The sequence below is a fragment of the Parafrankia sp. FMc2 genome, assembly GCF_041008525.1.
In the GTDB taxonomy this organism is placed as follows: Bacteria; Actinomycetota; Actinomycetes; order Frankiales; family Frankiaceae; genus Parafrankia.
Map to the genome: position 1 here is coordinate 37,184 of NZ_JBFLUG010000039.1, position 26,311 is coordinate 63,494.

Annotated in this window: 27 protein-coding genes and 1 pseudogene; 14 read left to right on the top strand and 14 right to left on the bottom strand. The window is 71.6% G+C overall.

Annotated elements, in window-relative coordinates; all coding sequences use genetic code 11:
• Window positions 1-63: 63 nt before the first annotated feature.
• The gene (locus AB1460_RS15825; protein WP_368962098.1) at window positions 64-720 is read left to right on the top strand and encodes an NADPH-dependent F420 reductase; all 657 of its coding nucleotides are present in this window, start codon (window positions 64-66) and stop codon (window positions 718-720) included.
• A gap of 64 nt (window positions 721-784) precedes the next feature.
• Here the strand turns inward: AB1460_RS15825 and AB1460_RS15830 are convergent, their stop codons facing one another.
• Entirely contained in the window at window positions 785-1,597 is an 813-nt protein-coding gene (locus AB1460_RS15830) for an ABC transporter permease (RefSeq protein WP_368962100.1), read from the bottom strand.
• Window positions 1,594-2,508 carry an ABC transporter ATP-binding protein gene (locus AB1460_RS15835; RefSeq protein WP_368962101.1) on the bottom strand — a complete coding sequence of 305 codons (915 nt, stop codon included), beginning with the start codon at window positions 2,506-2,508 and terminating at the stop codon, window positions 1,594-1,596. The genes AB1460_RS15830 and AB1460_RS15835 overlap by 4 nt, the downstream gene beginning before the upstream one ends.
• A gap of 132 nt (window positions 2,509-2,640) precedes the next feature.
• Here AB1460_RS15835 and AB1460_RS15840 point away from each other — a divergent pair, with 132 nt between their 5' ends.
• A complete protein-coding gene (locus tag AB1460_RS15840; protein WP_368962139.1) occupies window positions 2,641-3,744 on the top strand; it encodes a sensor histidine kinase in 1,104 nt (367 codons plus the stop codon).
• Window positions 3,735-4,376: a response regulator gene (locus AB1460_RS15845; RefSeq protein WP_368962102.1), complete on the top strand. Its 642-nt coding sequence runs from the start codon at window positions 3,735-3,737 to the stop codon at window positions 4,374-4,376. The genes AB1460_RS15840 and AB1460_RS15845 overlap by 10 nt, the downstream gene beginning before the upstream one ends.
• Window positions 4,377-4,631: 255 nt before the next feature.
• Here AB1460_RS15845 and AB1460_RS15850 read toward each other — a convergent pair whose 3' ends face one another.
• On the bottom strand, window positions 4,632-5,078 hold the full coding sequence (locus AB1460_RS15850; RefSeq protein ID WP_368962104.1) for a winged helix-turn-helix transcriptional regulator: 447 nt from the start codon (window positions 5,076-5,078) through the stop codon (window positions 4,632-4,634).
• Between the two features lie 127 nt (window positions 5,079-5,205).
• Between AB1460_RS15850 and AB1460_RS15855 the strand changes: the two genes are divergently transcribed.
• Window positions 5,206-6,024 (top strand): antibiotic biosynthesis monooxygenase, encoded by an 819-nt coding sequence (locus tag AB1460_RS15855; protein WP_368962105.1) that lies wholly within the window; start codon window positions 5,206-5,208, stop codon window positions 6,022-6,024.
• Window positions 6,025-6,090: 66 nt separating this feature from the next.
• Here AB1460_RS15855 and AB1460_RS15860 read toward each other — a convergent pair whose 3' ends face one another.
• Window positions 6,091-6,417 carry an antibiotic biosynthesis monooxygenase family protein gene (locus AB1460_RS15860; RefSeq protein ID WP_018637576.1) on the bottom strand — a complete coding sequence of 109 codons (327 nt, stop codon included), beginning with the start codon at window positions 6,415-6,417 and terminating at the stop codon, window positions 6,091-6,093.
• Between the two features lie 44 nt (window positions 6,418-6,461).
• The gene (locus AB1460_RS15865) at window positions 6,462-7,583 is read right to left on the bottom strand and encodes an epoxide hydrolase family protein (RefSeq protein ID WP_368962140.1); all 1,122 of its coding nucleotides are present in this window, start codon (window positions 7,581-7,583) and stop codon (window positions 6,462-6,464) included.
• Between the two features lie 66 nt (window positions 7,584-7,649).
• Between AB1460_RS15865 and AB1460_RS15870 the strand changes: the two genes are divergently transcribed.
• Together AB1460_RS15870 and AB1460_RS15875 are read left to right on the top strand one after the other, a co-directional pair.
• Window positions 7,650-8,132, top strand: coding sequence for a MarR family winged helix-turn-helix transcriptional regulator (locus AB1460_RS15870; RefSeq protein WP_368962106.1), 483 nt, complete (start codon window positions 7,650-7,652; stop codon window positions 8,130-8,132).
• An 11-nt stretch (window positions 8,133-8,143) separates the two neighbouring features.
• Window positions 8,144-8,728: pseudogene (locus tag AB1460_RS15875) on the top strand (dihydrofolate reductase family protein); the annotation flags it as partial.
• 115 nt (window positions 8,729-8,843) lie between these two features.
• On the opposite strand, the gene AB1460_RS15880 reads toward AB1460_RS15875, so the two are convergent.
• Complete coding sequence (locus AB1460_RS15880; protein ID WP_368962108.1) at window positions 8,844-9,866, bottom strand: NADP-dependent oxidoreductase; 1,023 nt, start codon at window positions 9,864-9,866, stop codon at window positions 8,844-8,846.
• Window positions 9,867-10,328: 462 nt separating this feature from the next.
• Between AB1460_RS15880 and AB1460_RS15885 the strand changes: the two genes are divergently transcribed.
• Window positions 10,329-11,735, top strand: coding sequence for a glycosyltransferase 87 family protein (locus tag AB1460_RS15885; RefSeq protein WP_368962110.1), 1,407 nt, complete (start codon window positions 10,329-10,331; stop codon window positions 11,733-11,735).
• Here AB1460_RS15885 and AB1460_RS15890 read toward each other — a convergent pair.
• Window positions 11,722-12,063, bottom strand: a complete 342-nt coding sequence (locus AB1460_RS15890) for a hypothetical protein (RefSeq protein WP_368962111.1) — start codon at window positions 12,061-12,063, stop codon at window positions 11,722-11,724. The two genes, AB1460_RS15885 and AB1460_RS15890, sit on opposite strands and share 14 nt — an antisense overlap.
• 49 nt (window positions 12,064-12,112) lie before the next feature.
• Window positions 12,113-12,283, bottom strand: coding sequence for a hypothetical protein (locus AB1460_RS15895; protein WP_368962112.1), 171 nt, complete (start codon window positions 12,281-12,283; stop codon window positions 12,113-12,115).
• Between the two features lie 514 nt (window positions 12,284-12,797).
• Here AB1460_RS15895 and AB1460_RS15900 point away from each other — a divergent pair.
• From AB1460_RS15900 to AB1460_RS15910, 3 genes are all read left to right on the top strand, one after another.
• The gene (locus AB1460_RS15900; protein WP_368962114.1) at window positions 12,798-13,661 is read left to right on the top strand and encodes a helix-turn-helix domain-containing protein; all 864 of its coding nucleotides are present in this window, start codon (window positions 12,798-12,800) and stop codon (window positions 13,659-13,661) included.
• Window positions 13,658-13,903 (top strand): DUF397 domain-containing protein, encoded by a 246-nt coding sequence (locus AB1460_RS15905; protein ID WP_420497285.1) that lies wholly within the window; start codon window positions 13,658-13,660, stop codon window positions 13,901-13,903. The genes AB1460_RS15900 and AB1460_RS15905 overlap by 4 nt, the downstream gene beginning before the upstream one ends.
• 613 nt (window positions 13,904-14,516) lie before the next feature.
• Window positions 14,517-14,684 carry a hypothetical protein gene (locus AB1460_RS15910; protein WP_368962115.1) on the top strand — a complete coding sequence of 56 codons (168 nt, stop codon included), beginning with the start codon at window positions 14,517-14,519 and terminating at the stop codon, window positions 14,682-14,684.
• 272 nt (window positions 14,685-14,956) lie between these two features.
• Here the strand turns inward: AB1460_RS15910 and AB1460_RS15915 are convergent, their stop codons facing one another.
• The 6 genes from AB1460_RS15915 to AB1460_RS15940 form a co-directional block, all read right to left on the bottom strand.
• Complete coding sequence (locus tag AB1460_RS15915) at window positions 14,957-15,232, bottom strand: hypothetical protein (protein WP_368962117.1); 276 nt, start codon at window positions 15,230-15,232, stop codon at window positions 14,957-14,959.
• A gap of 108 nt (window positions 15,233-15,340) precedes the next feature.
• Window positions 15,341-16,501 (bottom strand): EamA/RhaT family transporter, encoded by a 1,161-nt coding sequence (locus AB1460_RS15920; RefSeq protein ID WP_368962118.1) that lies wholly within the window; start codon window positions 16,499-16,501, stop codon window positions 15,341-15,343.
• 200 nt (window positions 16,502-16,701) lie between these two features.
• Window positions 16,702-17,937, bottom strand: coding sequence for a glycosyl hydrolase (locus AB1460_RS15925; RefSeq protein WP_368962120.1), 1,236 nt, complete (start codon window positions 17,935-17,937; stop codon window positions 16,702-16,704).
• A complete protein-coding gene (locus AB1460_RS15930) occupies window positions 17,934-18,992 on the bottom strand; it encodes an NAD-dependent epimerase/dehydratase family protein (protein WP_368962122.1) in 1,059 nt (352 codons plus the stop codon). The genes AB1460_RS15925 and AB1460_RS15930 overlap by 4 nt, the downstream gene beginning before the upstream one ends.
• Window positions 18,989-20,125, bottom strand: a complete 1,137-nt coding sequence (locus AB1460_RS15935) for a DegT/DnrJ/EryC1/StrS family aminotransferase (RefSeq protein ID WP_368962124.1) — start codon at window positions 20,123-20,125, stop codon at window positions 18,989-18,991. The genes AB1460_RS15930 and AB1460_RS15935 overlap by 4 nt, the downstream gene beginning before the upstream one ends.
• A 903-nt stretch (window positions 20,126-21,028) precedes the next feature.
• Entirely contained in the window at window positions 21,029-21,685 is a 657-nt protein-coding gene (locus tag AB1460_RS15940; RefSeq protein ID WP_368962126.1) for a metallophosphoesterase family protein, read from the bottom strand.
• A gap of 206 nt (window positions 21,686-21,891) precedes the next feature.
• On the opposite strand from AB1460_RS15940, the gene AB1460_RS15945 reads away from it, so the two are divergent.
• The 4 genes from AB1460_RS15945 to AB1460_RS15960 all read left to right on the top strand — a co-directional run bounded on the left by AB1460_RS15945 (window position 21,892) and on the right by AB1460_RS15960 (window position 26,191).
• Window positions 21,892-22,827: an amidohydrolase family protein gene (locus AB1460_RS15945; RefSeq protein ID WP_368962127.1), complete on the top strand. Its 936-nt coding sequence runs from the start codon at window positions 21,892-21,894 to the stop codon at window positions 22,825-22,827.
• 61 nt (window positions 22,828-22,888) lie between these two features.
• Entirely contained in the window at window positions 22,889-23,398 is a 510-nt protein-coding gene (locus AB1460_RS15950; protein WP_368962128.1) for an MSMEG_0572/Sll0783 family nitrogen starvation response protein, read from the top strand.
• Between the two features lie 184 nt (window positions 23,399-23,582).
• Window positions 23,583-24,725 (top strand): MSMEG_0568 family radical SAM protein, encoded by a 1,143-nt coding sequence (locus AB1460_RS15955; protein ID WP_368962130.1) that lies wholly within the window; start codon window positions 23,583-23,585, stop codon window positions 24,723-24,725.
• Between the two features lie 5 nt (window positions 24,726-24,730).
• Window positions 24,731-26,191, top strand: a complete 1,461-nt coding sequence (locus AB1460_RS15960; RefSeq protein WP_368962132.1) for an MSMEG_0567/sll0787 family protein — start codon at window positions 24,731-24,733, stop codon at window positions 26,189-26,191.
• Window positions 26,192-26,311: the final 120 nt, after the last annotated feature.

Sequence of the window (26,311 nt, forward strand, 5' to 3'; positions counted from 1 at the left end):
TAAGGTCGCCGTCGACGTGGGTCGAAGCGGTCGGCGCGAGTACGGGGAAGGCGAGGAGGGATCATGCGAATCGGGATTCTGGGTACCGGGACCCTGGCGGAGGGTCTTGGGCGTGGCTGGGTCCAGGCCGGGCACGAACTGGTGATCGGCGGACGGTCGCGCGCCAGGGCGGACGCGCTCGCCGAGCGCCTCGGCGGGCCGACGCGAGCGGCCACCCCGCGTGAGGCCGTCACCGGGCGCGACGCGGTCCTCCTGGCCGTGTTGTGGTCGGGGGTCGACGATGTTCTGGGCAGCGCCGGCGCGGCCGACGGCACGCTGGCGGGAGTGCCGTTGATCGACCCGAGCAATGCCGTCGAGCACGGTGTCGGTGTGCTGCTCACCGAGCACGGCACCTCGGCCGCGGGCCAGATCGCCGCGGCGGCTCCGGGCGCTCACGTCGTGAAGGCCTTCCACCTTCATCCGGCCGACCAGTGGGCGCGCCGGCCCGTGGGCGCCGGCGAGGAAAGCCCGGCGCCCACGGTGACGATCTGCGGCGACGACGCGACCGCGCTGCGCGTCGTGAGTGACCTCATCAGGGATGTCGGTGGTGTGCCGGCCGTGCTGGGACCGCTCGACCGCGCCCGGCAGCTCGAGGAGGTAGCGGGCTTCGTTATCGGGCTGGCGTTCGCCGGTTTCGATCCCGCTTCCGCTATTCCCCACGTACCGGCGGGGGCCGTGTGAAGCCGCCGGCACCCGTCCCGCGGGTGGGGACCAGGGCGGCCGCTCAGACGTCAGACGTCAGACGTCAGACGTCACGGCTGAGCGTGCGCCACGCGGCGACGCCGAGGAGCACCGTGACGTAGCAGCAGAGCACGCCGAGTCCGGTCCACGGTGCCAGTGAGTCGGCGTCGGGTTCGACGAAGGTCACCGCGCTGCCGGCAGGCACCGGAAGGTACTTCCACAGGCTGTCGGCAACGCTCGCCGGCAGGAAGTTCACGATGAGCTGGACGGCGAACAGCATTCCGAACAGCGCGGCGAGCGCACCCGCGGTGCTGCGGAGCAGCGCGCCGGTTCCCAGCCCGAGAAGGGCGATGACCGCCAGGTAGACGGCGCTACCGATGACCGCCCTGGCGACGCCCGGCTGGTCGAGCCCGATGTCGAGGTGTTCGGCGGACAGGACCGACTGCCCGGCGAGGAAGGCCACCAGGGTCGCGGGGAGCGCCAGCGCCAGCACGGCTGCGCCGAGGACCGCCGCCTTGCCCCACAGCACCGGCAGTCGGCGGGGTACGGCGGCGAAGCTGGTCCGGACGGCGCCGCTGCCGTACTCGCCGGTCATCGCGAGGACGCCGAGCACCCCGACGGCGATCTGGGCGAGCTGGACCCCGCCGAGGCTGACGGCGGTCGGGTCGAAACCCGCCAGCGAGGCAGCGTCGGTCGGCGGCCGGGTCACCCGCACGGTCGAGTACAGGACGCCGAAGCCGACGACCAGGGCGAGCGCGGCCAGCGACGCCCAGATGGTCGACGGCAGGGAACGGAACTTCGTCCACTCCGATCGCAGCACCCGCGCCTGGGTGACGCGCTGGTCGAGGTCGTAGCTGGGCAACGCGGCCGTGGTCACGGCTTCCCTCCGGTGAACTCGACGGCTTCTCGGGTGACGTCGACGAAGGCGTCCTCGAGCGAGACGGGCTGGGCGGTGAGCTCGAGCAGGGTGATGCCGGCGGTGCCGGCTGCCCGCCCGATCTGGTCGGTGGTCAGACCGGTGACGATCAGGGTGGCGTCGGGGTGGCGGGTGATGCTCACCTCGGGGCCGCGCAGGAGGGCGGCCAGCGTCTCGGGGTCGGTGGTGCGGACTCTGACCGCGTCGCGGCCGGCGCCGGCACCGGCGACGAACTCCGCCACGCTGGTGTCGGCGATCAACCGGCCACGGCCGATCACGACGAGGTGGTCCGCGGTCAGCGCCATCTCGTTCATCAGGTGCGAGGAGACGAAGACCGTCCTGCCGTCGGCCGCCAGCCCCTGCAGCAGCGACCGCAGCCAGCGGATGCCGTCGGTGTCGAGGCCGTTCAGCGGTTCGTCGAGCACCACGGTGCGGGGGTCCCCCAGCAGGGCGGTGGCGATGCCGAGCCGCTGGCTCATCCCGAGTGAGAAGCCGCCGGCGCGGTCGCGGGCCACCGGTCGCAGGCCGACCGCGTCGATCACCTCGTCGACCCGGGAGCGGTGGATGCCGGCGCTTCGGGCCAGTGCCAGCAGGTGGAGGTAGGCGCTGCGGCCGGGGTGCGCCGACCGGGCGTCGAGCAGCGCACCGACCTCCCGCAGCGGGGCGGTGTGCTCGCGGTGGGGCCTGCCGTTCACGGTCACCGAGCCGAGGGTGGGTGCGTCCAGACCGAGGATCAGGCGCATGGTGGTGGACTTTCCGGCGCCGTTCGGGCCGAGGAAACCGGTGACGGTGCCCGGCTGGACGGTGAACGTGAGGTCGTCGACGGCGAGCCTGTCGCCGTACCGCTTCGTCAGCCCACGGACTTCGATCATGGGCCTCATGCTGCCGCCGGTCGACGGCGTCGGAACTGGGGCGGCCAGCCGGCTCGTCCTGCGGTTTTCCGCACCCCGAGCGCGAGGGGCACCGGATGGTCCGCGCTCGCGGCGGTCCCTACCGTGATCCCCATGCACGCCATCGGCATCGCCTTCCACCGCCGGCTGCGGAGCGTCGCGTTCGGGCTGCTGCTCAGCGCCCTCACCGTCGTCCTGCTCGGTACCCTGCTGCTGCTCTGGGGTGCGGCGGTGTGGAGCCTGGCCGAAGGCCCCACCGGAGCCCCGGTCCTCACTGTGGTCTACGTGGTGACCGCCGTCGGGGCCGTGCTGCCGCTGTCGTGGTGCAGCTACGGCCTCGGCGAGCTGCAACGGGACCGGTTCCGGCGGACGCTGGCGATCGACATCGAACGTCCGCCCGGGCCGCGTTCCCTGCGGGCCGCGCGGGCGTGGCGCCAGCTCGGCTACCACCTCGCCGCCGCCACCTTCCTGCTGCCGCTGCTGGTCCGGGCCGACCTCGCGCTCGCCCGCCGCCTGCTCGGCCCGAGTCAGGCCGAGGCGCTGACGCTGCGCGTCGAGGCGCTGGCCCGCAGCCGAGCCGACATGGTCGCGGCGGCCGACGCCGAGCGGCGCCGCATCGAGCGTGACCTGCATGACGGGGCGCAGCAACGACTACTGTCGCTGGCGATGAATCTCGGAATGGCCCGGGCCGCCCTGGATGACGCGCCGACGCCCGCCCGGGTGGCGATCGAGCAGGCTCACGACGAGGCCACGCTGGCGTTGACCGAACTGCGGGAGTTCGTCCGCGGTATGCATCCGGCGGTGCTCGACGACCGGGGGCTCGACGCCGCTCTGTCCGGGATAACGGCCCGCGCGCCGTTCCCCGTCGGCCTGCGGGTCGACGTGCCGACGCGCTGCGCGCCCAGCATCGAGGCGATCGCGTACTTCGTCGTGTCCGAGGCACTGACCAACGTCGCCAGGCACGCCGAGGCCACGCGGGCGGAGGTGACCGTCAGGCGCACCGGGGACCGGTTGCGCGTCACGGTCTCGGACGACGGCCGAGGCGGCGCGGTCATCGGCCCGGCGGACGGCGCGGGCGCCGGCCCGGCGGAGGGATCGACGGCCGGCTCCGGGCTGCGGGGTCTGGCCCAGCGGGCGGCTTCGGTGGACGGGACGCTGACCGTGACCAGCCCACCGGGTGGGCCCACCGCGCTGGTCGTCGAGCTGCCGTGCGCGTAGTACTGGCCGAGGACTCGCTGCTGATCCGGACCGGTCTCACGACGCTGCTCACCGGCGGCGGCTACGAGGTCGCCGCCGCGGTCGGCGACGCCGAGGCGCTGCTGCGTGCGGTCGCCGAACACGAGCCCGACCTGGTCGTCGTCGACGTCCGGATGCCGCCCACCCACACCGACGAGGGCATCCAGGCCGCGCTCGTCGTCCGGCGCCAGTACCCCGGGATGGCCGTGGTGGTGCTGTCCCAGTACGTCGAGGAGCGGTACGCCACCGATCTGCTCTCCGGCGACACCAGCCGGGTCGGTTACCTCCTCAAGGACCGAGTGGCCCAGGTACCGGAGTTCCTCGCCGCGCTGCGCCGGGTCCTCGACGGCGGCACCGCGCTCGACCCCGAGGTCGTCGCGCAGCTGATGGTGCGCCGGCGCCGCGATCCGCTCGAACGGCTGACCCCGCGGGAACGGGACGTCCTGCGGCTCATGGCGGAGGGCCGGTCCAACAGCGGGATCGTCACCGCGTTACGGGTCAGCCACAGTGCGGTCGAGAAGTACGTCAGCAGCATCTTCACCAAGCTCGACCTCACCCCGACGGACGTCGACCACCGCCGGGTGCTCGCCGTCCTCACCTACCTGAACAGCTGACCTACCTGAACAGCTGACCCGGAAGCGTCGCGGCGAGGTCGACGAAGGCACGCGCGGGCGCCGGCAGGTGTGGAACCACCGGGAAATTCTGTCTCCCCTGCTGTGGACATTTCTCTGGCGTTCCATCCAGACGATGCGCGGCACAGCGCGGGACAGCACACGGCGGCGACGGGACCCTGACACGATGGCGGAGACGCTGCACGAGCACGCCGGCGGTGACGCCGCCCTCCATCGACGGCCCGGATCGCTGTGGAGTCAGGACGCCGTGGGTATCGGCGACGTGCTGCCCTCGTCCGAGCTGCCCGCTTCCGAGCTGCCCGCCTCCGAGTAGCCGGTGCCCGGAGAGCTGGCGAACCGCTCGGCCGGGGGCCGGATCGAGAGCTGGTGGGTCTGCGCCCACTGCTGGCCCCACTCCCACATCGACTGCAGCATCGGCGCCAGGGAACGGCCCTCGGCGGTGAGCGCGTACTCGACGTGTGGGGGTGTGGCGCTCACCAGGGTGCGCTCGACGATGCCGATCTTCTCGAGCTCCCGCAGGCGTTGGGTGAGCATCTTCTCGGTGACGTCGGGGACCAGGCGACGGATCTGGGTGAAGCGCAGCCGGTCGTTCTCCTTGAGGTGGGCCAGGATCACCGCGGTCCACTTTCCACCGACGACCTCGATGGTCACCTCCACGGGGCACCGGTAGATGCGCTCGCCCATCGGCATTCCTCCACTGCGGCTCTGACCAGGCCTCACCCGGCTGCTCCTGCACCCCAGGGTACGCACAAAAAAGTGGGTACCCACAGCGGAGTACGTCGTTGGTAGCCTGACGATCGGAGGTGCAGTGGTGATCGTCGAATACATTCGCTACCGAATTCCCCAGGGCAGGTCCGACGAGTTCGAAGCTGCCTACGGCCGGGCTTCCGGGTCGCTGCGCGAGTCGCCGAACTGCCTCGGATTCGAGCTCGCACGCTGCCACGAGAACAGCGACCACTACGTGCTGCGCATTGACTGGGACTCGCTCGACGGCCATCTGAAAGAATTCCGCGGGAGCGATGTCTTTCGCGGTTTCCTCGCCGAGGTCGGGCCGTATGTCGAGCATATCGAGGAAATGCGGCACTACACGCCGACGGCGGTCGGCGGCACCGGCGGTGGCCAGCCGCAACCACCCAGCCTCCACGACTGGGCGGGCGGAGCCGATGCGTTCGAGCGCCTGTTCACACGCTTCTACGAGACCGTCATCGACGATGATCTGCTCGCCCCGCTGTTCGCGCACATGGATGCCGGGCATCCGCACCATGTCGCCCTGTGGCTGGGCGAGGTGTTCGGCGGGCCCGCTCTCTACACGGCGCACCGCGGCGGCTACGAGAACATGCTCGCGCATCACCTCGACCGGGCGATCACCGAGCAGCAGCGCCGGCGCTGGGTGAGCCTGCTCGTCGACGCTGCGGACGAGGTCGGGCTTCCTGGTGACCCCGAGTTCCGCGCCGCGTTCATGGGTTACCTCGAGTGGGGCACCCGCATCGCCGTGCAGAACTCCCGGCCCGGCGCGACCCCGATGCCACACGCGCCCGTCCCACGATGGGGGTGGGGAGTGGCTCCGCCCTGGCAGCCGCCCGACACGAGCCAGGCAGGGGACACGGGCCAGGCGGGCGACGGGCCGTGACCTCCGCCGCGGGCGCCGGGCGTCAGCGGGCCGGGCGTCAGCGGGCGCCGGCGCGCGGCCGGAGCATCAGCCCGCCGAGCCGCCGGCGATCGTGTAGCTCCACAGCTCACTGTGCACGCCGACCGGCTTGGGTGCCTCACCGCCGGCGCGCTCGGCTTCGGAGCGGTGCCCGTGGGCGAACGCCGGCGAGCTGACCCAGGCCTGGAAGGACGCCTCGTCACGCCAGCGGGTCACCACCAGCCACACGGTGCGGTCGTCGGCCGGCTGGAGCAGCTCGAAGCCCTCGAAACCGTCACGGTCGTCGATGGCACCGGCACGCGCGGCGAAACGACGGGCCAGTTCGTCGCCGCTGTCAGGCTCGACAGTGATGGCGTTGATCTTGATGACGGTCATGGTGCCCCGGCTTCCCCAGTGGGTGGTCGCGCGATGCGTCGATGCTATCGGCAGGCCGGCGACGAGCGCCTCGGGAGCTTCAGGCCCCGAAAGAAGGCGCTGATGTCGACGGCGAGCACCTCAGGCACTTCCAGCCCCGGGAAGTGGCCGCCGCGGTCGGCCTCCGTCCACCGGACGATCGGCATCCGCCGCTCGGCGTAGGAACGGATCGGGCGGGTGATGTCCTCGGGCAGCACGAGGACACCGACGGGTTGGACGGTCCGCCAGGAAGGCGGTCCGCCGGTCTCCCGGTGCAGGCGAGGCGCCGTGCCGGCGGTGCCCGTCAGCCAGAAGAGCATCACGTTCGTCAGCACGCGGTCGGGGCTGATCGCGAAGTCCCTGCCCGCCCACATCGTCATCGGGTCGAGCAGCCAGGCGAGCAGCCCGACCGGCGAGTCGTTGAGTGCATACGCAGGGGTCTGCGGCCGGGTGCCGTTCACCTTTCGGACCGCCGGCTGGTCGCGCAGGTAGGCCTCGGTCCGGGCGAGCCGCTCCTGGTCCGGTGGGGTCAGCCCCGCACGGTCCGGGTCGCCGGGCAGCGCGGGTGTCGGGAGGTAGTTCAGGTGTATTCCGACGACGTGTTCGGCGTCGTGTTGCGACAGCGCCCGGGACACCGCCGCGCCCCAGTCGCCCCCGTGGGCACCGTACCGCCGGTAGCCCAGCCGGCGCATGAGCTCCGCCCAGGCGCGGGCCACGCGGTCGACGTCCCAGCCGCGCTCGCGGGTCGGGCCGGAGAATCCCCACCCCGGAAGCGACGGTACGACCAGGTGGAAGTCGGCCGAGAGCGGCCCGATGACGTCGAGGAACTCCACGATGGATCCCGGCCAGCCATGGGTCAGCACCAGCGGCAGCGCGTCCGGCCGCGCACTGCGCACGTGGAGGAAGTGGATCCGCTGGCCGTCGATCTCCGTGACGAACTGGGGATGGCTGTTCAGCTCGACTTCCGCCGCGCGCCAGTCGTAGCGGTGGCGCCAGTGGCCGGCGAGCTCCCTGACGCGGGCCAGCGGCACGCCGAACTCGTCGCCGACGCCCGGCAGTTCGTCGGGCCAGCGGGTGCGGTCAAGGCGGGCATGCAGGTCGTCAAGGTCAGCCTGTGGCACGTCCACCCGGAACGGCTCGATCTCCATCATTGGTCTCCCTAACGTTTGTGACACTAACGCTAGGTCGTTGGTGAGACCAACGCAAGCCTTAGGATGCCGTTCATGCCGGAACGCGACCGCCACGTGCCGACCGACCCCCTCGCCGTCTCCGCGCGCCTGCGGTCACTGCCGAGCCGGCTCCTTGGCCGCGCCGCGATGCACGCGGATCGGATCTCGAACACGCACCTCGCCGCAGCGGGGGCGACCCGGTGGCAGTACGCCACGCTCGTCACCCTCCGCGACGCCGGGCCGGCGAGCCAGGCCACGCTCAGCGAGCGCACCGGCATCCACCGCAGCGACATGGTGGCCGTGCTGGGCGGCCTGGCCGAGGCCGGGCAGGTGGAGCGCGCGCCCGACCCCGACGACCGGCGCCGCAACATCGTCACGCTGACCCCGGCCGGGCGATCTCGGCTGCGCGCGCTGGACCACCTCGTCGACCAGACCCAGCAGGAGCTGCTCGCCCCACTCACCCCTGCCGAGCGCGCGGAGCTCCGCCGCCTCCTCCAACAGATAGATGATCATCATTCGACGCGCTGACCCGCGCGCCGCCGTTCGGGCATGCCGGCGAGCGGCTTCACAGATGGGCATTCCAGACCAGGACGTTCCAGCACATGCACGGCAGCGCCGACGGCGGGACCGGTGTCGACGACGCCATGGCAGGTACCTGGGCGGGCGGAACCGGTGCCGAGATCATGGGGCGGAACACCTTCGGGCCGCAGCGCGGGCCCTGGCAGGACCATGAGTGGAACGGGTGGTGGGGGCCGAATCCCCCGTTCCACACGCCGGTCTTCGTCCTGACCCACCACTCTCGCCCGCCGGTGGAGATGGAGGGCAGGACGACGTTCCACTTCCTCGAGGCCACGCCGAAGGAGGTCCTGCGGCTGGCACGCGAGGCGGCCGGCGGCCGTGACGTCCGCATCGGCGGCGGGCCGACCGTCATCCGCGACTTCCTGGCCGCGGATCTGATCGACCATCTGCACATCGTCGTGGTTCCGATCGTTCTCGGTCGCGGTGAACGGCTGTGGGACGGTCTTGAGGAGCTGGAGAAGCGCTTCACGATCGAGTCGGTGACCACGCCCAGCGGCGTCACACACAGGACCTTCACGCGATCCGCCGCCGATACGAACGCCTGAGCTCCCGCCCGGCACGCCCACCGGTCAGAGTTCGGACCACGGGGAGACCGGCCCGCAGCCGCGCAGCCGCGCAGCCGCGGAGCCACGGAGCCACGGAGCCGCCCGCGGCCGTGCGTCAGCGGTCGGACACCTCCAGGACGATCTTTCCCTGGAGGTGTCCCTGCTCGGCCCGCTCATGCGCCCGCCACGCCTCGGCGAGCGGGTAGACGCTGTCGATGCCGACGCGGATCGTGCCGGCCGCGAGCAGGTCGGCGAGCTCGGCCAGCTGCGCGCCGCAGGAGCGGACCTGACCGCTCCTGGTCCTGATACCGCGCCGGTCGAGGTCGGCGTCGCGGTAGTCGCCGAAGAAGACAGGACTGAGCAGGCCGCCGTCCCTGACCGCCGGGGTGAGGCGGTGGCCATGCGGGCCGCCGACCGTGTCGAAGAGGTGGTCGACGTCCTTCGCCGCCTGGGCGACGTCGGTCGTCGTGTAGTCGATGTACTCGTCGGCCCCCAGGCCGCGCAGGAAGCCCTCGTGGCAGGTGGACGCGACGGCGATCACCCGGGAGGCCCCACGGTGGCGGGCCAGCTGGACGAGGAAGTGCCCGACCCCGCCGGCCGCGCCGTTGACCAGCACCGTCGTCCCGGGAAGCACCGGGGCTATGTCCACCGCGTACTGCCACGCGGTCAGGCCGGCCATGGGGACGGCGGCGGCCTGGACATGGTCGAGCCCGGCCGGCTTGCGGGCAAGGTCCGCAGCGGGTGCGGTGGTGTACTCGGCGTAGCCCTTCGACGCCTCGATCGTGGTGGGGAAACGCAGCAGCCCGAAGACCTCGTCTCCCGGCGCCCAGACGGTGCTCCCGGGACCGGCCGCCACGACCACGCCTGACACATCCGTTCCGGGCGTGAACGGATAGGCGATGGTGGGCCGCAGCGGCTCGGGGATGAGGCCGAATCCGGACCGCGCGTACCAGTCCGGCGGGTTCACTCCCGCGGCGTGCACGCGGATCAGCACCTCGCCGGGGCCAGGCTCCGGGCGGGCCACCTCGGCCAGCTGAAGCTCGCGGGGCGGACCGGCACGGTGCACGAGGATGGCCTTCACCGGGTACGAGTCTCCCTCCGGGTCGCCGGGCGGATACCCGACGTGACTGCGCCCCATCCTCGCCGCCCTGGTTCCTCGCGCCGGAGCTACAACACAGTGACTCTTCGCACTCGGCGCTGGCGCTGGCTTCGACCACGCCCTTCTCCGCGGGCCCCTGGACGGCCCGCGGTCTCCACCGCCACCTTCGCGCGCCCGTTCGCGCACCCCTGCACACAACCGCGATCCTCCGGCGGCGGCAGGCCCTTCGGGGATCGACCGCAGGCGTCCCTCACCCTGCGCACCTGAATCCGCATACTCCCAGCGGCGCCGGACGCCTCCGGAGTCGCGCCCGCAGCAGCCATCGCCCGGGCCGTGATCCTCCATTGGAACAACATCGGTTCTCGCCACCGGAGACCCATCTGTCGAACAGCTTTCCACCGCCCCAGGGAACAGCACTCTAGAGTGGGCGCGTAGATTTCCGTAGTTCCGCCGCGAGTTCCGCACCGCCCACTGCCCCCGGGCCCTGAGCTGGAAGATTCGTTGACGGTCACCATCCGGAAACCAGACACCTGGACCGCACCTGTCACGGCGGGAGTCGTGCTCGGAATCGGGCTCGGAATCGCCTTCTCCGCCGCTTTCCTGTATTTCGCCGCCACCAGCAGGCTGGTCGATCTCAACATCTACCGCATGGGCGGAGACGCGGTCCTGGCCGGCGGCGACCCCTACGCCGAACCGGACAGCGCTTCCGGCCTTCCCTTCACGTACACGCCTTTCGCCGCGGCCGCGTTCGCGCCGATCGCGCTGCTGCCCGGCCAGCTTGCGCAGGTCCTCTGGACGTTCGCCACGCTGGTCTGTCTCGGCGTCTTCTGCGCCCTCTGCGCCCTCCAGGCCCTCTGCGCGGCCCGCATGGCCAGCGTGGCCAGCGCAGGGGGATCGACCTGCGGTTTGTCGGCCCGGGCAGCCGCCGTCACCTCGAGGCGGCGCCTGCGCATCGTGGCCTGCTGTTCCCTCACCGGCTTCGCACTGTTACTCGAACCAGTACGGAGTACCGTCAGCTTCGGGCAGATCAACATCGTTCTCGCACTCATGGTCGCCCACGACCTGTTCGGGCGGCGCAGGCTCGTTCCGCGCGGAGTTCTGACCGGTATCGCCGCCGGGATCAAACTGACGCCGCTGATTTTTCTGCCCTATCTTCTGTTCACCGGCCGCTGGCGCGATGCCGCCGCGGCGGCGGCCTCCTTCGGCGCGACGATCGCCGTCGGGTTCGCCGTCACCCCTCGTCCCTCCGCCACCTACTGGACGCACACGTTCTTCGACGCAGGGCACATCGGCGGCATCCCCTACACCGGGAACCAGTCGCTGTTCGGCGTGCTCTCCCGGCTGATGGGCGGCGCGGACGGGGCGAGGCCGCTGTATCTTCCGCTCGCCGGGGTGCTGCTCGCGGCTGGCCTGGCCGCCGCGGTTCTGCTGGCCCGCCGCGGGCGACCGCTGCTCGGCGGCGCGACCTGTGCACTGACCGGCCTGCTGACCTCGCCGATCTCCTGGAGTCACCACTGGGTCTGGTTGGTGCCGCTGCTGCTCGGGCTGTCCGTCGGCCCGCAGCGCCCGTCCTGGGGGCGTGCCGCGGCAGGGGCCGGTTACGTCCTGGCCGCCCTCGCCCCGATCTGGTGGGTGCCGCACGGCGGGAACCTCGAGCTGGCCCACTCCGCCGGGCAGATCGCCCTCGCCAACAGCTACTTCGCGGCGGCCGCCGCTCTCCTCGCCGCACTGCTGTGGCACGCCGCGATCACACGTCACCCACGGCGTACGGGGCGGGAGACCGCATCCGCACAGAGCGCGGACGGGCCGGGCGCGGAAGGGCCGGCCACGGCGGTCCCGGCGCTGCTCCCCCATCCGCGAACGGCTGGCTCGGACCCGGCGGCGCCGGCCGGAGTCAGGAGGCGATGACCTGCCGGCGCTGACGGTTCCGCGGCCGCGGGCCCACGGTGCCCGGCGGCGGGGCGGAGGGCGGGACGAAGGTGGTCGGCGGCACCGGCTCGGGCGACGACGGCGCGCAGTAGCCGTACTCGACGTGCCGCCGCCAGACCGTCAGCCGGCAGTGGTCACCACCGTCCATCGTCCAGGTGCGGCGCTCGTCGCGGTCCTCGACCTGCACGGGACCGATCGTCGCGGGCTCGGCCGAGCGCAGGTGGGCCCAGGCATGGGCGTCCTCCCACGCGGCGAAGGACCCGACGAGCTCGCCGTCACCGTCGAAGACCAGGAATCGCCGGCTCATCGTGCTCCCGCCTTTCTTCTCCCCGCCGTCGCGGCGGTCTCGTGGCACATCACCGGATCCGGCGGATGCCGGCCGGCGCCAGGAAGGACAGGGGCGCGACCAGATAGTCCACATAGTGGTTCTCCACAGCGAACGCGTCGGCGTCGGAGGCGGAGTCGAAAGCGAGGACGATCCGGCGCGCGCGGCGCGGACCGCCCGTGAACAGGATGACCCCGAACATTGACGATGATTCCGGGTCGTCCTTCTCCCCTGATCTGGCCGTGGCCGGGCGCACGCGTCTGCCGCAGGAACTCCGGCCGCGCGGATAACAGTTCATCGGGTCTCCGGTTCTGCCTGTACGTCCACCGGAGCCCGGTCGCCGCGGTCCCGGCCGCGGAAAGGGCCCACTCCGGACGCGATCACTGAGATGATCAGACCGGCGGGTGGAAGCACCACCGCGCCCGGGCAGGCAGCGCCCGGGGCAGGCAGCGGACGGCGCCGAGCTGTGGCTGCCCACGCCGCCCCGACCACCACCGACGCTCCCCCTGGTAGGTCCAATCGTCGACAACATCTCACCCAGGAGCTCGCTTTCGCCACTCAAGGTGAGCACCGCTTCTGCAGCATGGAGCTTGCATGACGCATATGCAAGGTCTTGCGTGATGGTTTCGCTACAGATTGCGCACTATCTATGCCATCAGTTTGTGGATACGTGACGGAACGCGTCGCTGCCGGCGCAACTCCTGGAGGAGGACCAGGTGACAGCGAGAAACAGCGGCCCGACCGTGCGGCGCCGCCGGCTCGGCGGCGAGCTGCGGCGGCTGCGTGAGGCCGCGGGCGTCGAGGTGGAGCAGGCGTGCGAGGCGCTGCGGTGCTCGGCATCCAAGATCAGCAGGCTGGAGAACGGGCGCCTGCCCGTCCGGACCAGGGACGTCGCCGACCTGCTGCAGTTGTACGGGGTGCCGCCGGGCGAGCATCGCGAGGAGCTGCTCGCGCTCGCCCGCGAGTCCCGCCGGCATGGCTGGTGGCAGGCCTACCAGGACGTCGTCCCGGCATGGTTCGAGGTTTACCTCGGCCTGGAGGCAGGGGCGTCGTCGATCAGCGTCTACGAGCCGCAGCTGGTCCACGGCCTGCTGCAGACAGCCGACTACGCGCGGGCGGTGATGCGGGCGAGCCTGCCCGAGGCCTCGGACGACGAGATCGAACGCCGGGTGGCTCTCCGACTGGACCGGCAGTCGCGGCTGCGCGAGGACGGTCCACCGCGACTTCAGGTGATCCTCGACGAGGCCGTACTACGGCGGCCGGTCGGCGGCACCGCCGCAATGAGCGCCCAGCTCACGCAGATCAATCGGACCGCCGAGCTCCCGAATGTCACCGTTCAGGTGCTTCCCCTCGCTGTCGGGGCACATGCCGGGCTCGGCAGCACATTCTCCGTTCTGACTTTCGCGGACGAGACGGATCACGACGTGGTCTATATAGAGAAAGGCGCCGGAAGCCTCTACCTCGAACGTCCCGCCGAAATTCGGCGCTATAGAGTCAGGTTTGATCGTCTGGCGGCGTCCGCACTGAGCCCGGCGGACTCCGCGACCCTGATAGCGGATGTTTCGGAGGATTTTCGGTGAGAACGTCCAGAAAGCCGGCAGTCCCGGATCCGATGGCCCTGGCCTGGCACCGGAGCACCTACAGCAGCGGCGAGGGCGGCATGTGCGTCGAGGTGGCGCACGTCGACGGCGGCGTGGCGGTCCGCGATTCGACCGCGCCGCTGCGCGCCCTCCTGGTCTTCAGCGGCGCGGAGTGGGACGCCTTCCTCGCCGGAGTCCGGAACGGCGAGTTCGACGCACCGGTGTCCGCGGTCGCCCCCTGAACCTCGACCACGCGCCTGCCGCTGGCCTGAGGGCCCGCAAGCAGCCCCGGGGTGCCCGGGTTCCCGGCACCGCCCGGGACGGGCCTGGTCGCAGCGGTTCCCTGCCTCTTGCGTAACCAGCCGCGGTCACGCACTCTGTAGATGTTCACCCGGTCGCCGTTGACCGAAGGTGACACCTGCATCGGCTTTGTAGCGTTCGGAGGCGGGTCCCAGCCGCCCGGAGCCCGTCCTGCAGCGGAGGAGTGAGGCCGTGAGTGCCACTGAGCGAGCACCTGGCCGGGCCTAGCCGGTCACGGCATCAGGCCCGGCACACCCCGTCCGGCAGGCCGCCCGCGTAGGCAGGGCCCATGTCCGCGCCCGTACGGCGCCTCGCGCACCGGCCGCCACCCACCGACCGGGATCGTCCAGCCGGCACCGCCCGGCCGGCGGTCATCCGGCTCCGGTCATCCGGCTCCGGTCAGGCGTCGGTTGGTATCGGCGGGCGCCGTCGGGTCGCCGACTGACTGGTAAGCCTGCCGGGTGAGCGGCCAGCGGTGTCCACCGCGCCGTGCTGTCCATCCGCCGCGGATCGAGTTGTAGTCCCCTGTTCCCCTGGTACCGGGAGGTGATTGCCGTGGCCACCGCCACGACCAACCTGCTGAACACCCCTCTGCCCGATCCGCGAGTCGAGCGGGTCCGACGCGCGGCGCTCGCCGCGTACGTGGAAGGGAAGATCAGTTTCGCGCAGGCGAACTCCCGGGTCCGCAAGGCGCTCGACCGCTTCGCTCCCGACCCTCGGTAAGGCGGCGGACCGGGTCGGACAGCATCGGGCGCCATCAGAAACGGATGATCGCCACGAATGCTGTCCTACCCGGGGTCCCGCTCACGCGATGCACACATTCAGAAACTCTTGGTAACACTCTCTGTGCAGTGCGTGAGATAGTCGCTGTGGCCGGCCGCCCGGGTTCACCCCCCGATCGCCCGGGCGCCCGGCCGTCCATCCTGGTGCCGGTAACGGCACCAGGATCTATCTGCCCCGCGGGAGGCTCCTCAGTGCAGAGCCGGCGGCTCGCCTCAGTGCAGAGCCGGCGGCTCAGCCCGGGAGGGCTCCTGCTCGAGCGCGGCCCGGCTGAGCGCGGCCGTCCAGCGGTGGAAGTCGATCAGGGATGCGCGCGGCTCCTGCCGCCACAGCGCCTGCGCGACGTAGGCGGACAGTCCGTTCGGGCCGACTCGGCGCAGGACGACGTCCAACAGGTCACTGGGCAGACTGACGGTGACGGACTGGTAGCCCGAACCCTGGTGGCCCGCCTGGGGGCCTGCGCTGTCGAACCCCGAGTCGTCCGCAAACATGCGATCCACCAATCCCGGCCAGGCGGGGCCATACCCCGAACACCAGAGGCAACGCCCTCAGCGACCGACGGTGTCACCGGACATTTCACCCACGCGATGCATCTTTACTCAGCGCTGCGCACTCCGCAATGGGTCAACGACAACCCCGAACCGGTCACCGGACCGCCGCGCGGAGGCGCCGCCCGCAGTGGGCCCACTGCCGCCGAGGCCCGAGCCGGCGTCCGGAGCAGCCCAGTCCTCGTCCGCCACACCGTGGACGCCCCCGGTCAGGAAGCCGTCGTCAGCGGTGCGGCGGCGCCCGGCGCCCGGGCGTGGTTCCGCACCATCGGACGTCGGGTCACGCGGCGGCAGGTCCTCCAGCGCCAGCTCCTCCTCGACCGACCGGTTGGCAGCCATCCGGTCCCGGCCGAGCGCGGCGATGCCGGCCGCGACCATGACCAGCGACACCACGAAGGCCAGCAGCCGGGGGCCGTCCGGGGCGGGCTCGTCGAACAGGGTCAGGCCGAGCGTCACCGGCAGGAACGCGGAGACGCCGCTGGTGACCGGGAAGGCGATGACAGCCGCGCGCCCCTGCAGGCCCCGCTGCTCCAGCCCCAGCGCGAGTACCGAGAACAGGATCAGGATGTACGGCGTCGGCGTCGACAGCAGGTCGACCAGCGGCGAGTCGCCGTTGCGGTGCTCGTGCACGGCCAGGCCGATCTGACGCGTCGCCAGCGTCGCGATGGCGTAGCTGACGCCGGCGGCCAGGCCGAACCCCAGCGCGGCGCCCGCGACCTTCCGCCTGGCCGCCGCGAGATTCGCGCCGAACGCGCACAGCAACGAGAAGAGCAGCCCGAGCACCAGGAAGGCGAACAGGACGTTGCGGCCTGCCGGGCTGCCGACCTCGGCGTTGCGGTGGAAGGCGTAGGCCAGCAGGCCGACACCGGCGACCATGAGACCCACGCCGCTCCAGCCGACCCGGCTGATCTGCTCCCCCAGGGCCCGGCGGGCCAGCAGGGTGAAAACAATCATGTCGAGAGCCATCACCGGGGCCACCAGGGCCACTGGCGCCACCGACAGCGCATAGACCTCGAGCAGGAACGAGCCTGCCTCGACGGCCAGGCCCAGCAGCCACAGCGGCCGGGTGGCAAGCCGGGCGAGCAGGCCCAGACCCAGGCCGGTGCCGGCCTCCTCGCGGCGGGCGGCCATGGCCTGCAACAGCGGCGCGACGCCGTACAGCGCGGCCGAGACAATGGTGACGGGCAGCCCGAGGACGAGCGCCGTGTTCATACGCGGCTCACCGTGGCAGCGTCCCATCTGCTCCCGATGGCCGCCGAGCCGGGGTGCGCCGCCCCGGCACGGACAGCCACCGCGCCATCATCTGCCGCAACGTGACGGCTCTCCGAGCTCATGTCGTGATACTTCGCTTCTCCAGAACGCACCGGACGTTGGGCGGGGTTGTGCCGCGGCGGATCGTGCCGCGGCGGGCATCACCAGTTGGCGCCCAGGCCCACCTGCGCGAGCGCCGCACCGAATGCCTGCTCCCAGGCCTGGGGCGTGGCGGCGACCCGCTGCGAGGGTGGCTTGACCCGATCCAGACAGGCCAGTGCCGACCGGGTCAGGGACAGCGAGTCGGTGCTTGTCACCTCGGCGTGGCCGCGGTCGAGCTCCTTCTGCAGGTTGTCCCGCCCGTGGCCGGGAACGACGTCCATGAGCAGCAGGTCGCGCCCGATGACCCGGGCCTCGCTGCAGGTGTCGCCCGACGAGGTCACGACCAGGTTACTCGCAGCCATCAACTCCGGGATACGGGTGGTGAATCCGAACGGGATCACCCGGTGGTCCCGTTCGGCGAGCGCGGCGAGCCGAGCGGCGAGCTTCTCGTTGCGCCCAGCCACGGCGAGCACCCAGACTCCGGCCCTGGCAAGCGCCTCGGCTGCCTCCACCAGCGGGCCCAGCCCCCACGAGCCGGACATGAGCAGCACGCAGCGGCTTTCCAGCGGGATCCCGAGGTTGGCCCGCGCCTCCTCCTGCGTCGGCGGGTCGTAGAACGGCGCCCGGACCGGCGTCGGCACGACCGCCACCCGCGCGTTCGGCGAGAACCTGCGCACGTACCGGGCGGCGGTCTGCGACGTCACCAGGAACAGATCGGTGTTCTCCTGCACCCAGATGCGGTGCACACAGCAGTCCGACGAGAAGACCGCCGTGATCAGCCCCGGGAACTCCGGCTTCAGCCGGCTGACCGCCGCGGCCGCCGAGGCGAAGATCGAGACGACCATGTCGACCGGCTCGGCGCGGAGGTCCTCGCGCAGTCGCGGCACCAGGAACCTGCTGGACGTCCGCTCGATCGCGCGAGCGACCGGGCCGCCGGTGCGAAGCTGTGAGAAGTGCAGCGCGTCGTACACGCCGGGCACCGCGATGAGCCCCCGGAAGGCGTTCTGCCCCAGCGTGCCGTTACGGCCATCCGTCATGCGCAGGCTGTCCGCGGTCCGGGTGCGCAGCCCGCGGCGTTCCAGCGACGTGGCGCAGGCCTCGGCCATCACGTCATGGCCCATGCCGAGGGAGCCGGAAAGCAACAGCACCTTGCCTCGGCGTGCGTCGGACCCGCCGTCCGCCAGCGCCCCGTTCACGACCACACCGGGGCTGGGCGTAACCGCACCAGCCCCCCTCACGACCGCGTCGATACCGCTCACGGTCGCGTCAATCCCGTCCATCTTCGTCACGCTCACTCCGATGAGGCCGCGGAGACGCCGAGATCCCCGACTGACTGGGCAGCCACCACCGGTGGCTGCCGATTCGCCTGATACCACTCGATGTACTGCCGGACCCCGTCACGGAACGGTGTCGTCGGACGCCAGTCGAGCAGCTCCGCCGCCCGCCGGGCGGAGATCTCCCGGCCGCGGAAATCGCCGGGCCTCGCGGGGACGTGCTCGATGGCGACGTCCGGGAAGTACGCCTGGACGGCCCGGGCCATCTCCAGCACGCTGATCCGCTCCTCGCCCTCCAGGGCGATCGTCGTGTTCCGCGCGGCGTCCGCGAGTGCGAGCACGTGCGCGTCGGCGAGGTCACGGACGTAGACGTACTTCCGGAACTGCTGGCCGTCCCCGGCGACGGTCAGCGGGCGGCCGGCGATCGCGTTGGTGACGAACCGGGCGAGGACCAGCTCGTCCCGCATGCCCGGGCCGTAGGGAATGCCGTACCGCAGGATGGTGAAGGCCAGGCCGTAGGTCTGCTGGTAGCTCTGCAGGAGCAGTTCGGCCGCGAGTTTCGTCGAGGTGTAGACGTGGCCGGCCCGGGCGAGCGTGATCTCGGCGTCCTCGGTCAGCGGTTCCGGGGCGGGGCCGTCACTGTGCCCGGACGGCGGCGGGATCGCTGCGCCCGACGATGGAGATGACGTCGCGGGACTGCCCGGTGCGGCGGCGTCGGCCACCGCGCCGTAGACCCAGACGGTGCTGGCGAAGACGATTCGTCGCACGCCGCCGCGGCGGGCCGCCTCGCAGACCTTGCCGGTTCCCTCGACGTTGAGGCGTACCGTGCGCACCGGGTCGGTGAACGCGAAGTCGACGTTGGACATCCCAGCGATGTGGAAGACGGTGTCGACACCGGTGAACGCGTCGGTGAGCGCGTCCAGGTCGAGCACGTCGAGCTCGCGGTAGGTGGCCCGTGGATCCGGTCGGTGGCATCCGGCCAGGTCGAGGGAGAGGACGTCGTGGCCGGCGTCGAGCAGCCGGTCGACCACATGCCCGCCGATGAACCCGGAGCCTCCGGTGACCGCGATCCTCATCGGGACGCACCGTCCAGGTCGAGGGCGCGCATGACGGTGCGGAACGAGCTGATGACGTGCTCGGCCTCCGCCTCGGTCATGTCGGAGTGCAGCGGCAGGCACACGTGCCGGGCACAGATGTCCTCGGCCACCGGCAGGTGGGCGCGGGCGTACTGTTCGAAGATCGGCTGCTGGTGCAGCGGGACCTCGTACACCTCACCGGCAAGCGAGACGCCGTACCCTTCCCGCAGTTCCTTCTTCACGCGCGCGCGGTCCGCGCCCGGGGCGAGCAGCACCGGGTACTTGTAGTAGTTGGTGATGCCGCCCTCCACTGCCCGCGGCCGGTCCACGCCCATCGCATCGATCTCCAGGTCGTACCGTGCGGCGACATCACGCCGGTGGGCGAGGAAGGCGCCCAGGTGCCGAAGGTGGGCCCGCCCGGTCGCCGCGTGCACCTCACTCATCCGCCACGCGTAGCCCTGCCGGATGTGAATGTTGCCGAGGAATCCGGCCTTGCCCTGGTCCCGGTAGACGCGGGCCTCGTCCCGTATCCGCTCGTCCGCGGTGACGACCATTCCACCCTCACCGCTGGTAATCAGCTTGGTGGGGTAGAACGAGAAGGATCCGGCGAGCCCGAAGGAGCCGGCGTACCGGCCAGCGAGGCTCGATCCGTGCGCGTGGGCCGCGTCCTCCACGAGGGCGATCCCGCGCTCGTCGAGAATGGCCCGCAGCTCGTCGATGTCCGGCGGAATGAGGCCGCCGATGTGCACGATGACGACCGCCTTCGTCCGGGGTGTCACGGCGGCCGAAACGGTCTCCGCACTCAGCGCGAAGGTGTCCGCGCTCACATCGGCGAAGACCGGGTTACCGCCGGCCCGCAGTACCGCGAAGGCCGTCGCCGCGAACGTGTTCGTCGGCACGACGACGTCGAATCCGTCCACGTCGACACTTCTGAGAATGATCTCCAGGGCGGCCGTTCCACTGTTCACGGCGACCGCGTACGGAGCACCGTGAGCGGCGGCGAAGGCTGCCTCGAATTCCTGGGTGTGCGCACCGAGAGTCAGCGCACCTGTTGTCAGGACTTCGGCCGCGACGGACGCGACCTCCGCCCGGTCCTCCGGTGTAAACACGATGCGCGCCGCGGGGACCTGCACCAGTTCAACCCCCCTAGGTCAACGAGCCCAGTTGCTGTAGTCGATCGCGCACGCAACGCGATCGGCCTCGCACGCTACCGGCTCGCCCCCAGGCCGGCTCCCAACGTCGCGAAACCAGACCATCCGACTGCTGGAAACCAAAGGTCCGGTCCGCCCGGATCACGTCGATTTGCCCCCACCCTGCTGTTGGCAGGCTACAGACCCACGTCGCGGCGCCGACCGCCGCGACCACACCTGAGCCGATCCAGCCGCCGCCAGGCCGTCACCACCCGGCCGACATCGAGCCGAAAGTAACGACACACGCGGCCTGGGCGACAGGAGAAGGTCGATGCCCATCACGTGCTACCGAACATCATCAGACATGTTCGCATTGTCATCATCGGAATGAGGGCCTGTCACCACATGGGTGCGCCCAACCGGTGTCGTACAGCCGACGGTCCTCACCGTTCGGGCCGTTCCGGACACCGACCCGGCACCTGCTCCGGACTACGGGGAGACTCGGGGCCGTATCAGCGAACAGCTGCCGCCGCCCGATACGACTTCCGGCTACCGGTACAGCGACCAACCGGCTACAGCCAGCACGAACAGGTCCGGTATTTCGAGGGCGTCGCATCAGCATCACCAGCACACTGCGGCATCATCAGTCGTGCGGTTCGACGCGGAGCCGGGACACCGGGACACCGGTGGCCGGGACACCGGGAAGCCAGTGTCCGGAAACCGGAACCAGGAAAAGAAGAAGCCCCGGCGGGCCTCGCAGCTCCTGACGTACGGGGGGAACGTAGGCTCTGCGCGAAACTCGCCGGGACGTATAGCTACCTTACGACCCCCAGATGTCAGAGGCGACAGGACCAAAGTCCCAATCCCGAGGGTCCAACGGCAGGTCGCAGACCTGGCCAGATCGGGTCAGGCCTCCTCGAAGACCACCTCGCCGCGGTCCGCGTCGAAGAACAACCAGTGGGACGGACGCCCGATCGCCGGCCCCACGTTGACGACCGTCGTCACGAGCTCGGCCCCGGGGGCCCGGACGGGCACCGGTACCGGCCGGCCGGGAGTCACGGGCACGGACCGCACCGACCCCCGCCCGCCCCAGCGGATCTCGAACACGGCCCGGCGGTGCGTGTGCCCCACCAGGACGAGGGGAACGGCAGGCACGTCCCCGGCGCGGGGGACGAAGGCGTCGGACTCCTCGTCGAAGTCCCAGCCGATCTGGTGCCCGTGCATCCCCACCGCGCAGTCGACGTGGGTGATCGATGTGCCGGTCAGCAACGGCGCGAGCAGGTCCGGGATCTGCTCCGGCGCGAGCAGATCCCGGATCCGCTCCTCCTGGTTGCCGAGGACACGCCGCACGTCGACGAGCTCGGCCCACAGCTCGGGGTTGGGATCGACGACCTCGTCGAGCGGCCAGAAGCGGGCCGGGTCGTGCCGGCGCATGGGCACCTTCGCCTCCAGGTAGTCACCGAGGCACACGACCTCGTCGACGCCGGCCTGGCCGGCCGCTGCCAGAACCCGACGCAGCGCCTTGCGTTTCCCGTGCAGGTCTGCCATGACCGCGTACCGCATGCGTCCAGCTTGCTCCCGGGATGACAGGCCGAGCCGCGCGATCAACACAAAGATCACAGCGAGCGGACGGAGGCAGCGTTCCGACTACCCAGAGGGGTGATCTCAGGACCAGGTTCTGGCAGCGCAGGGACCAGAATGTGCCATTGGCGCGACCGGATTGTCACGTTGGCCACACACGGGAAACACCAGGGTGCTTCACTGCCACCGTGCCGCGACCGGACGTACACGACGGGCACCGTCATCTCGGAACGCTGCCGGCCCACGCCTATTACGGCGGGCCGGCGGTCGTCCCCACCGTCGGTGCCCGTGCCACCATCGCCGAGCTGCGGGCCGACCTGGACCACGAGGGCACCGCGGCGGCACTGGTGATCCCGAACTACGGCGTCCCGGACCAGGCGGTGCCGTTCGGGCTCAACGAGCTCTGTGTCGAGGCCGCGCAGCGCGACGACCGGATCCTCGCCGGCCTGTGGGTCTCCCCGCGCCCCGCCGACGCCGAGGCCACCGACCAGGCACTGGCACTCGCCCGCGAGCCGGGCGTGGCCGCGCTCAAGCTCAGCTTCCTGCCGGGAGGGGACGTGCACGACCCGGCCTGCCGGGGCGCGCTCGATCGGATCTTCGCGGTCGCCGAGGCCCACGACCTCGTGGTGCACGTCCACACCTCACCGGGCGGGCCGGCCGACATCGACCGGATGGGGCGGCTGGTGGAGGACTACGCCGAGCGGGTCGCCGTCCACCTCGTGCACCTCGGCGGCGGGGTGAGCGGGCACATCAAGCTGATCGGCGGGCGCTTCTTCGACTGGGTCGCCGCCGGGCGACGCGTCTACACCGACGCCAGCTGGGCGATCGGCTTCGCTCCACGGTGGTTCGCGGCCGAGGTGGCACGCCGCGGGCTCGGGCACGACCGGCTGCTTTTCGCCAGCGACGAGCCGTGGAGCGACTACCCGGGCGAGCTCTCGCGGCTCACCGCCGCGATCGGCGACCCGGAGCTCGCCCGCCGGGTCCTGGCGGAGAACTTCCAGGACCTCTACCTCCGCCGCGGATCCGCTCCCGACCCCGCTGCCGCGGGATCCGCCGGGGGTTCCGCCGCGGGTCCCGCCGCCGGACCCCACGCGGCGACCACACCTGACGACCGCGCGACGTGATCAACCTCGGGTAAACCTGTGGTAGTCGATCACTTCCCACCAGACCGAGACAGGAGCGCAGATGGAGCTGACGGAGCTGGAGCGCCAGAGCCTCACCGAGGTTCCGCACCCGTCGCTGCCACCCGGGAGCAATCTGTACGGCTCGACCAAGCTCTTCCCCGACTACCAGGCCGAGGACGGCGAGTGCTACCTGACGCTCGTCCACGGCATCGCCCACGAGTCCTCGGTGAGTTTCGTGGCGATCCTGCAGGCCACCAGGGCGCTGCGCAAAGGATTTGAATCCGTCATCTATTTCTACGGCCCGGGTTCGATGAACTGCATGGCCACCCGGGGCTTCCCGCACACCGGCGATTCCGCCTTCGCCGGGGAGCACAACATCAACGCGCAGATCGAGACCTTCATCAAGGAGGGCGGGAAGGTCTACGTCTGCCGGTTCGGCCTGTCGCTGCACGGCCTGCGCGAGGAGGACCTGATCGAGGGGGTCATCCCCGCGCATCCCCTCGACATCCAGGACTGTGTCATTTACTACACCCGCAAGGGCGCGATCGTGAACTCGACGTACATGCTCTGAGCGCCGTTTCCGGACGCCGCGGGCCGGCCGTCAGGCCGGCAGACAGCAACCGCTCCTCCGGGCACCGGTCCGGTCCCGGAACGGGCGTCACCCATATCTCCACCCCGCTCTCCCGCCCCTGCCCGCGGGCGCTGGTTCACGCGCCCCGGCAGGTCCGGCGCGGATTCCCGACGGGAGACCACAGATGAACAATGGTCTGGCGATCGATCGCCGGCCCGACGACGCGCCCGGCCCCCGGTCCGCCACCCGGTCCGATCCCCGACCGCCGGGAGATCTTGGCCTCGCCCTGCGCAGCGCCGTCGCCGTCCAGGGAGTGCGGGTCGCCGCGCCCGTCCAGCGGCGCAGCGGGGCGGGCCCGAGCGACGACGGCCACGTCGTCGTCGAGGGCCGCGGGCTGGCACTGCCGATCGTCCCCACCAGCAGGTACTCCGTCGACGCCGGGCGGCTGCTGTTCGACGGGGCCGACCTCGGCGTCGAGGCAACTCCGGTACGCCGGCCGAGGTTCTACGACCTGAGCACCGCCGACGGGGTGCCGTACTCGCAGCTCGCGCGCCTGCACAGCGCGGACGTCCTGGCCACCACGGTGCTGCAGACCTGCGTGCGGTACCGCGAGCCGGACCGCTGCCGGTTCTGCGCGATCGAGGAGTCGCTGCGCGCCGGGGCCACCACCCGGTTGAAGACACCCGCGCAGCTCGCGGAGGTGGCCAGCGCCGCGGTGCGGCTCGACGGCGTCCGGCAGATGGTCATGACCACCGGCAGCACCGCCGCCGCCGACCGGGGTGCCGCGCTGCTGGCGGAGTGCGTCCGCGCGGTCGTGGCTGCCGTCCCGCAGCTGCCCGTGCAGGTGCAGTGCGAGCCGCCCGCCGACCTGTCCGTGCTCGCCGAGCTGCGCGCCGCCGGCGCGAGCACCATCGGGATGCATGTCGAGTCGCTCGACCCGCGGGTGCGCCGCCGCTGGACGCCCGGCAAGGCGACCGTCCCGCTGGAGCACTACGAGCGGGCGTGGGCGGAGGCTGTGCGCGTCTTCGGCTGGAACCGGGTGTCGACCTACCTGCTCCTCGGGCTCGGCGAGGATCCGGACGAGCTGGTCGAGGGCGCGCGACGACTCATCGCCCAGGGTGTCTATCCGTTCGTCGTGCCGTTCCGCCCGTTGGCGGGCACGCTCGCCGAGCGGGACGGGGCCCGCCCGCCCGCGCCGGACCTCGTCGCGGACGTGACCTCCCGGGTGGCGGCCGCGCTGGCCGCCGCCGGGATGCGGGGCGCCGACCAGGGCGCCGGCTGCGCGGCGTGCGGGGCGTGCTCGGCACTGCCCCAGGCCGGGGGATGATCGAGATGTCCGGTCTGCTGTCGGGAGGGCACACACCGATCCGGAACCGGACGGTGGACACGCTGGCGGTCTGGGGCGACCGGCGCGCGCTGGCCGGGCAGCCGCCCTACCGGGTCGAACAGGCTGTGGACCTGGCCACCTACACCGCCTACGCCCGCCTGCGGCGGGAGGTCTTCGTCGACGAGCAGGGCCTGTTCCCGGCGAGCGTCGCCGGTGACCTCGACGAGGTCGACGCGGATCCGCGCACCGTCGTCCTGGTCGCCCGGGTCGTCGGCGGCGTCGACGACGGCACCGTGATCGGCGGGGTACGCCTCGCCCCGATCTGGCGGGGCGACGACATCGGGGCCTGGCAGGGCGGGCGGCTGGTGGTCGCCGCCGCGGCCCGCGGCCGGTACGCCGGGGTCGGTGCGGCGCTGGTCCGGGCGGCATGCGCCCGCGCCGAGAACGAGGGTGTGCTCCGCTTCGACGCGGCGGTGCAGACCGACCGGGTCCGCTTCTTCGGCCGGCTCGGCTGGATGATCGCCGGGACGACGACCGTCGGCGGGCGCCCCCACGTGCTGATGCGCTGGCCCATCAACCGGCTGGCCGCCGTCGCCGCGTCGATCAAGGCACCGCTGGCGAACCTGCTGGCGGGCATGCGCCCCGGCGGTCCGGGGTTCGTCGGTGACGACGGCGCCCCGGTGCCTGGCACCGACGTGGTCGCCGCCTGCGACGCGATAGTGCCGTCGATGGTCGAGCGCGACCCGTACTGGGCCGGCTGGTGCGGGGTGCTGGTGAACCTCAACGACCTGGCGGCGATGGGCGCCCGGCCGGTGGGCCTGCTGGACGCGGTCGCCGGCCCGACGGTGTCCCGGGTGGCCCGCGTGATCGGGGGCCTGCGCGCCGCGGCGGAGCGGTACGGCGTCCCGATCCTCGGCGGGCACACCCAGCTCGGCGTCGCGTCGGCCCTGTCGGTGACGGCGCTCGGGCGGGCCGAGCACCCGGTCCCCGCCGGCGGCGGCCTGCCCGGGCATGCGGTGACCCTCACCGCCGACCTGGGCGGCGAGTGGCGCCCGGGCTACTCCGGGCGGCAGTGGGACTCGACGTCCGGCCGGCGCAGCGCCGAGCTGCGGGCGCTGCTGGACCTGCCACGCCGGCACCGGCCCTGCGCCGCCAAGGACGTCAGCATGGTCGGCATCGTCGGAACGCTCGGCATGCTCGCCGAGGCGAGCGGCTGCGCCGCCGAGCTGGAGGTCGCCGCCGTCCCGCGGCCCGCGAACACCACGGTGGGTGACTGGCTCACCTGCTTCCCCGGGTATGCCATGCTCACCGCCGACGTCAACGACCGCCCCGTCCCGGCGACCCATCCGGCGACGTCCGGGCGCTGCGGGCGGCTGCGCAACGGCACCGGTGTGACGCTGCGGTGGCCGGACGGCGTCCTCACCCCGGCGTTGTCCGGCCATGTGACGGGGCTGGGCCACGCATGAGTTGCCCTGTGTCAAGCCGCCACTTGCCGAGCTTGATCGGCGACCGTTCTTTGGTCTTGTTTGAGGACTGTCTGGAGTGCGCCGTGGGCGGTGGGGTCGTAGGGGACGCCGTCCTGCCAG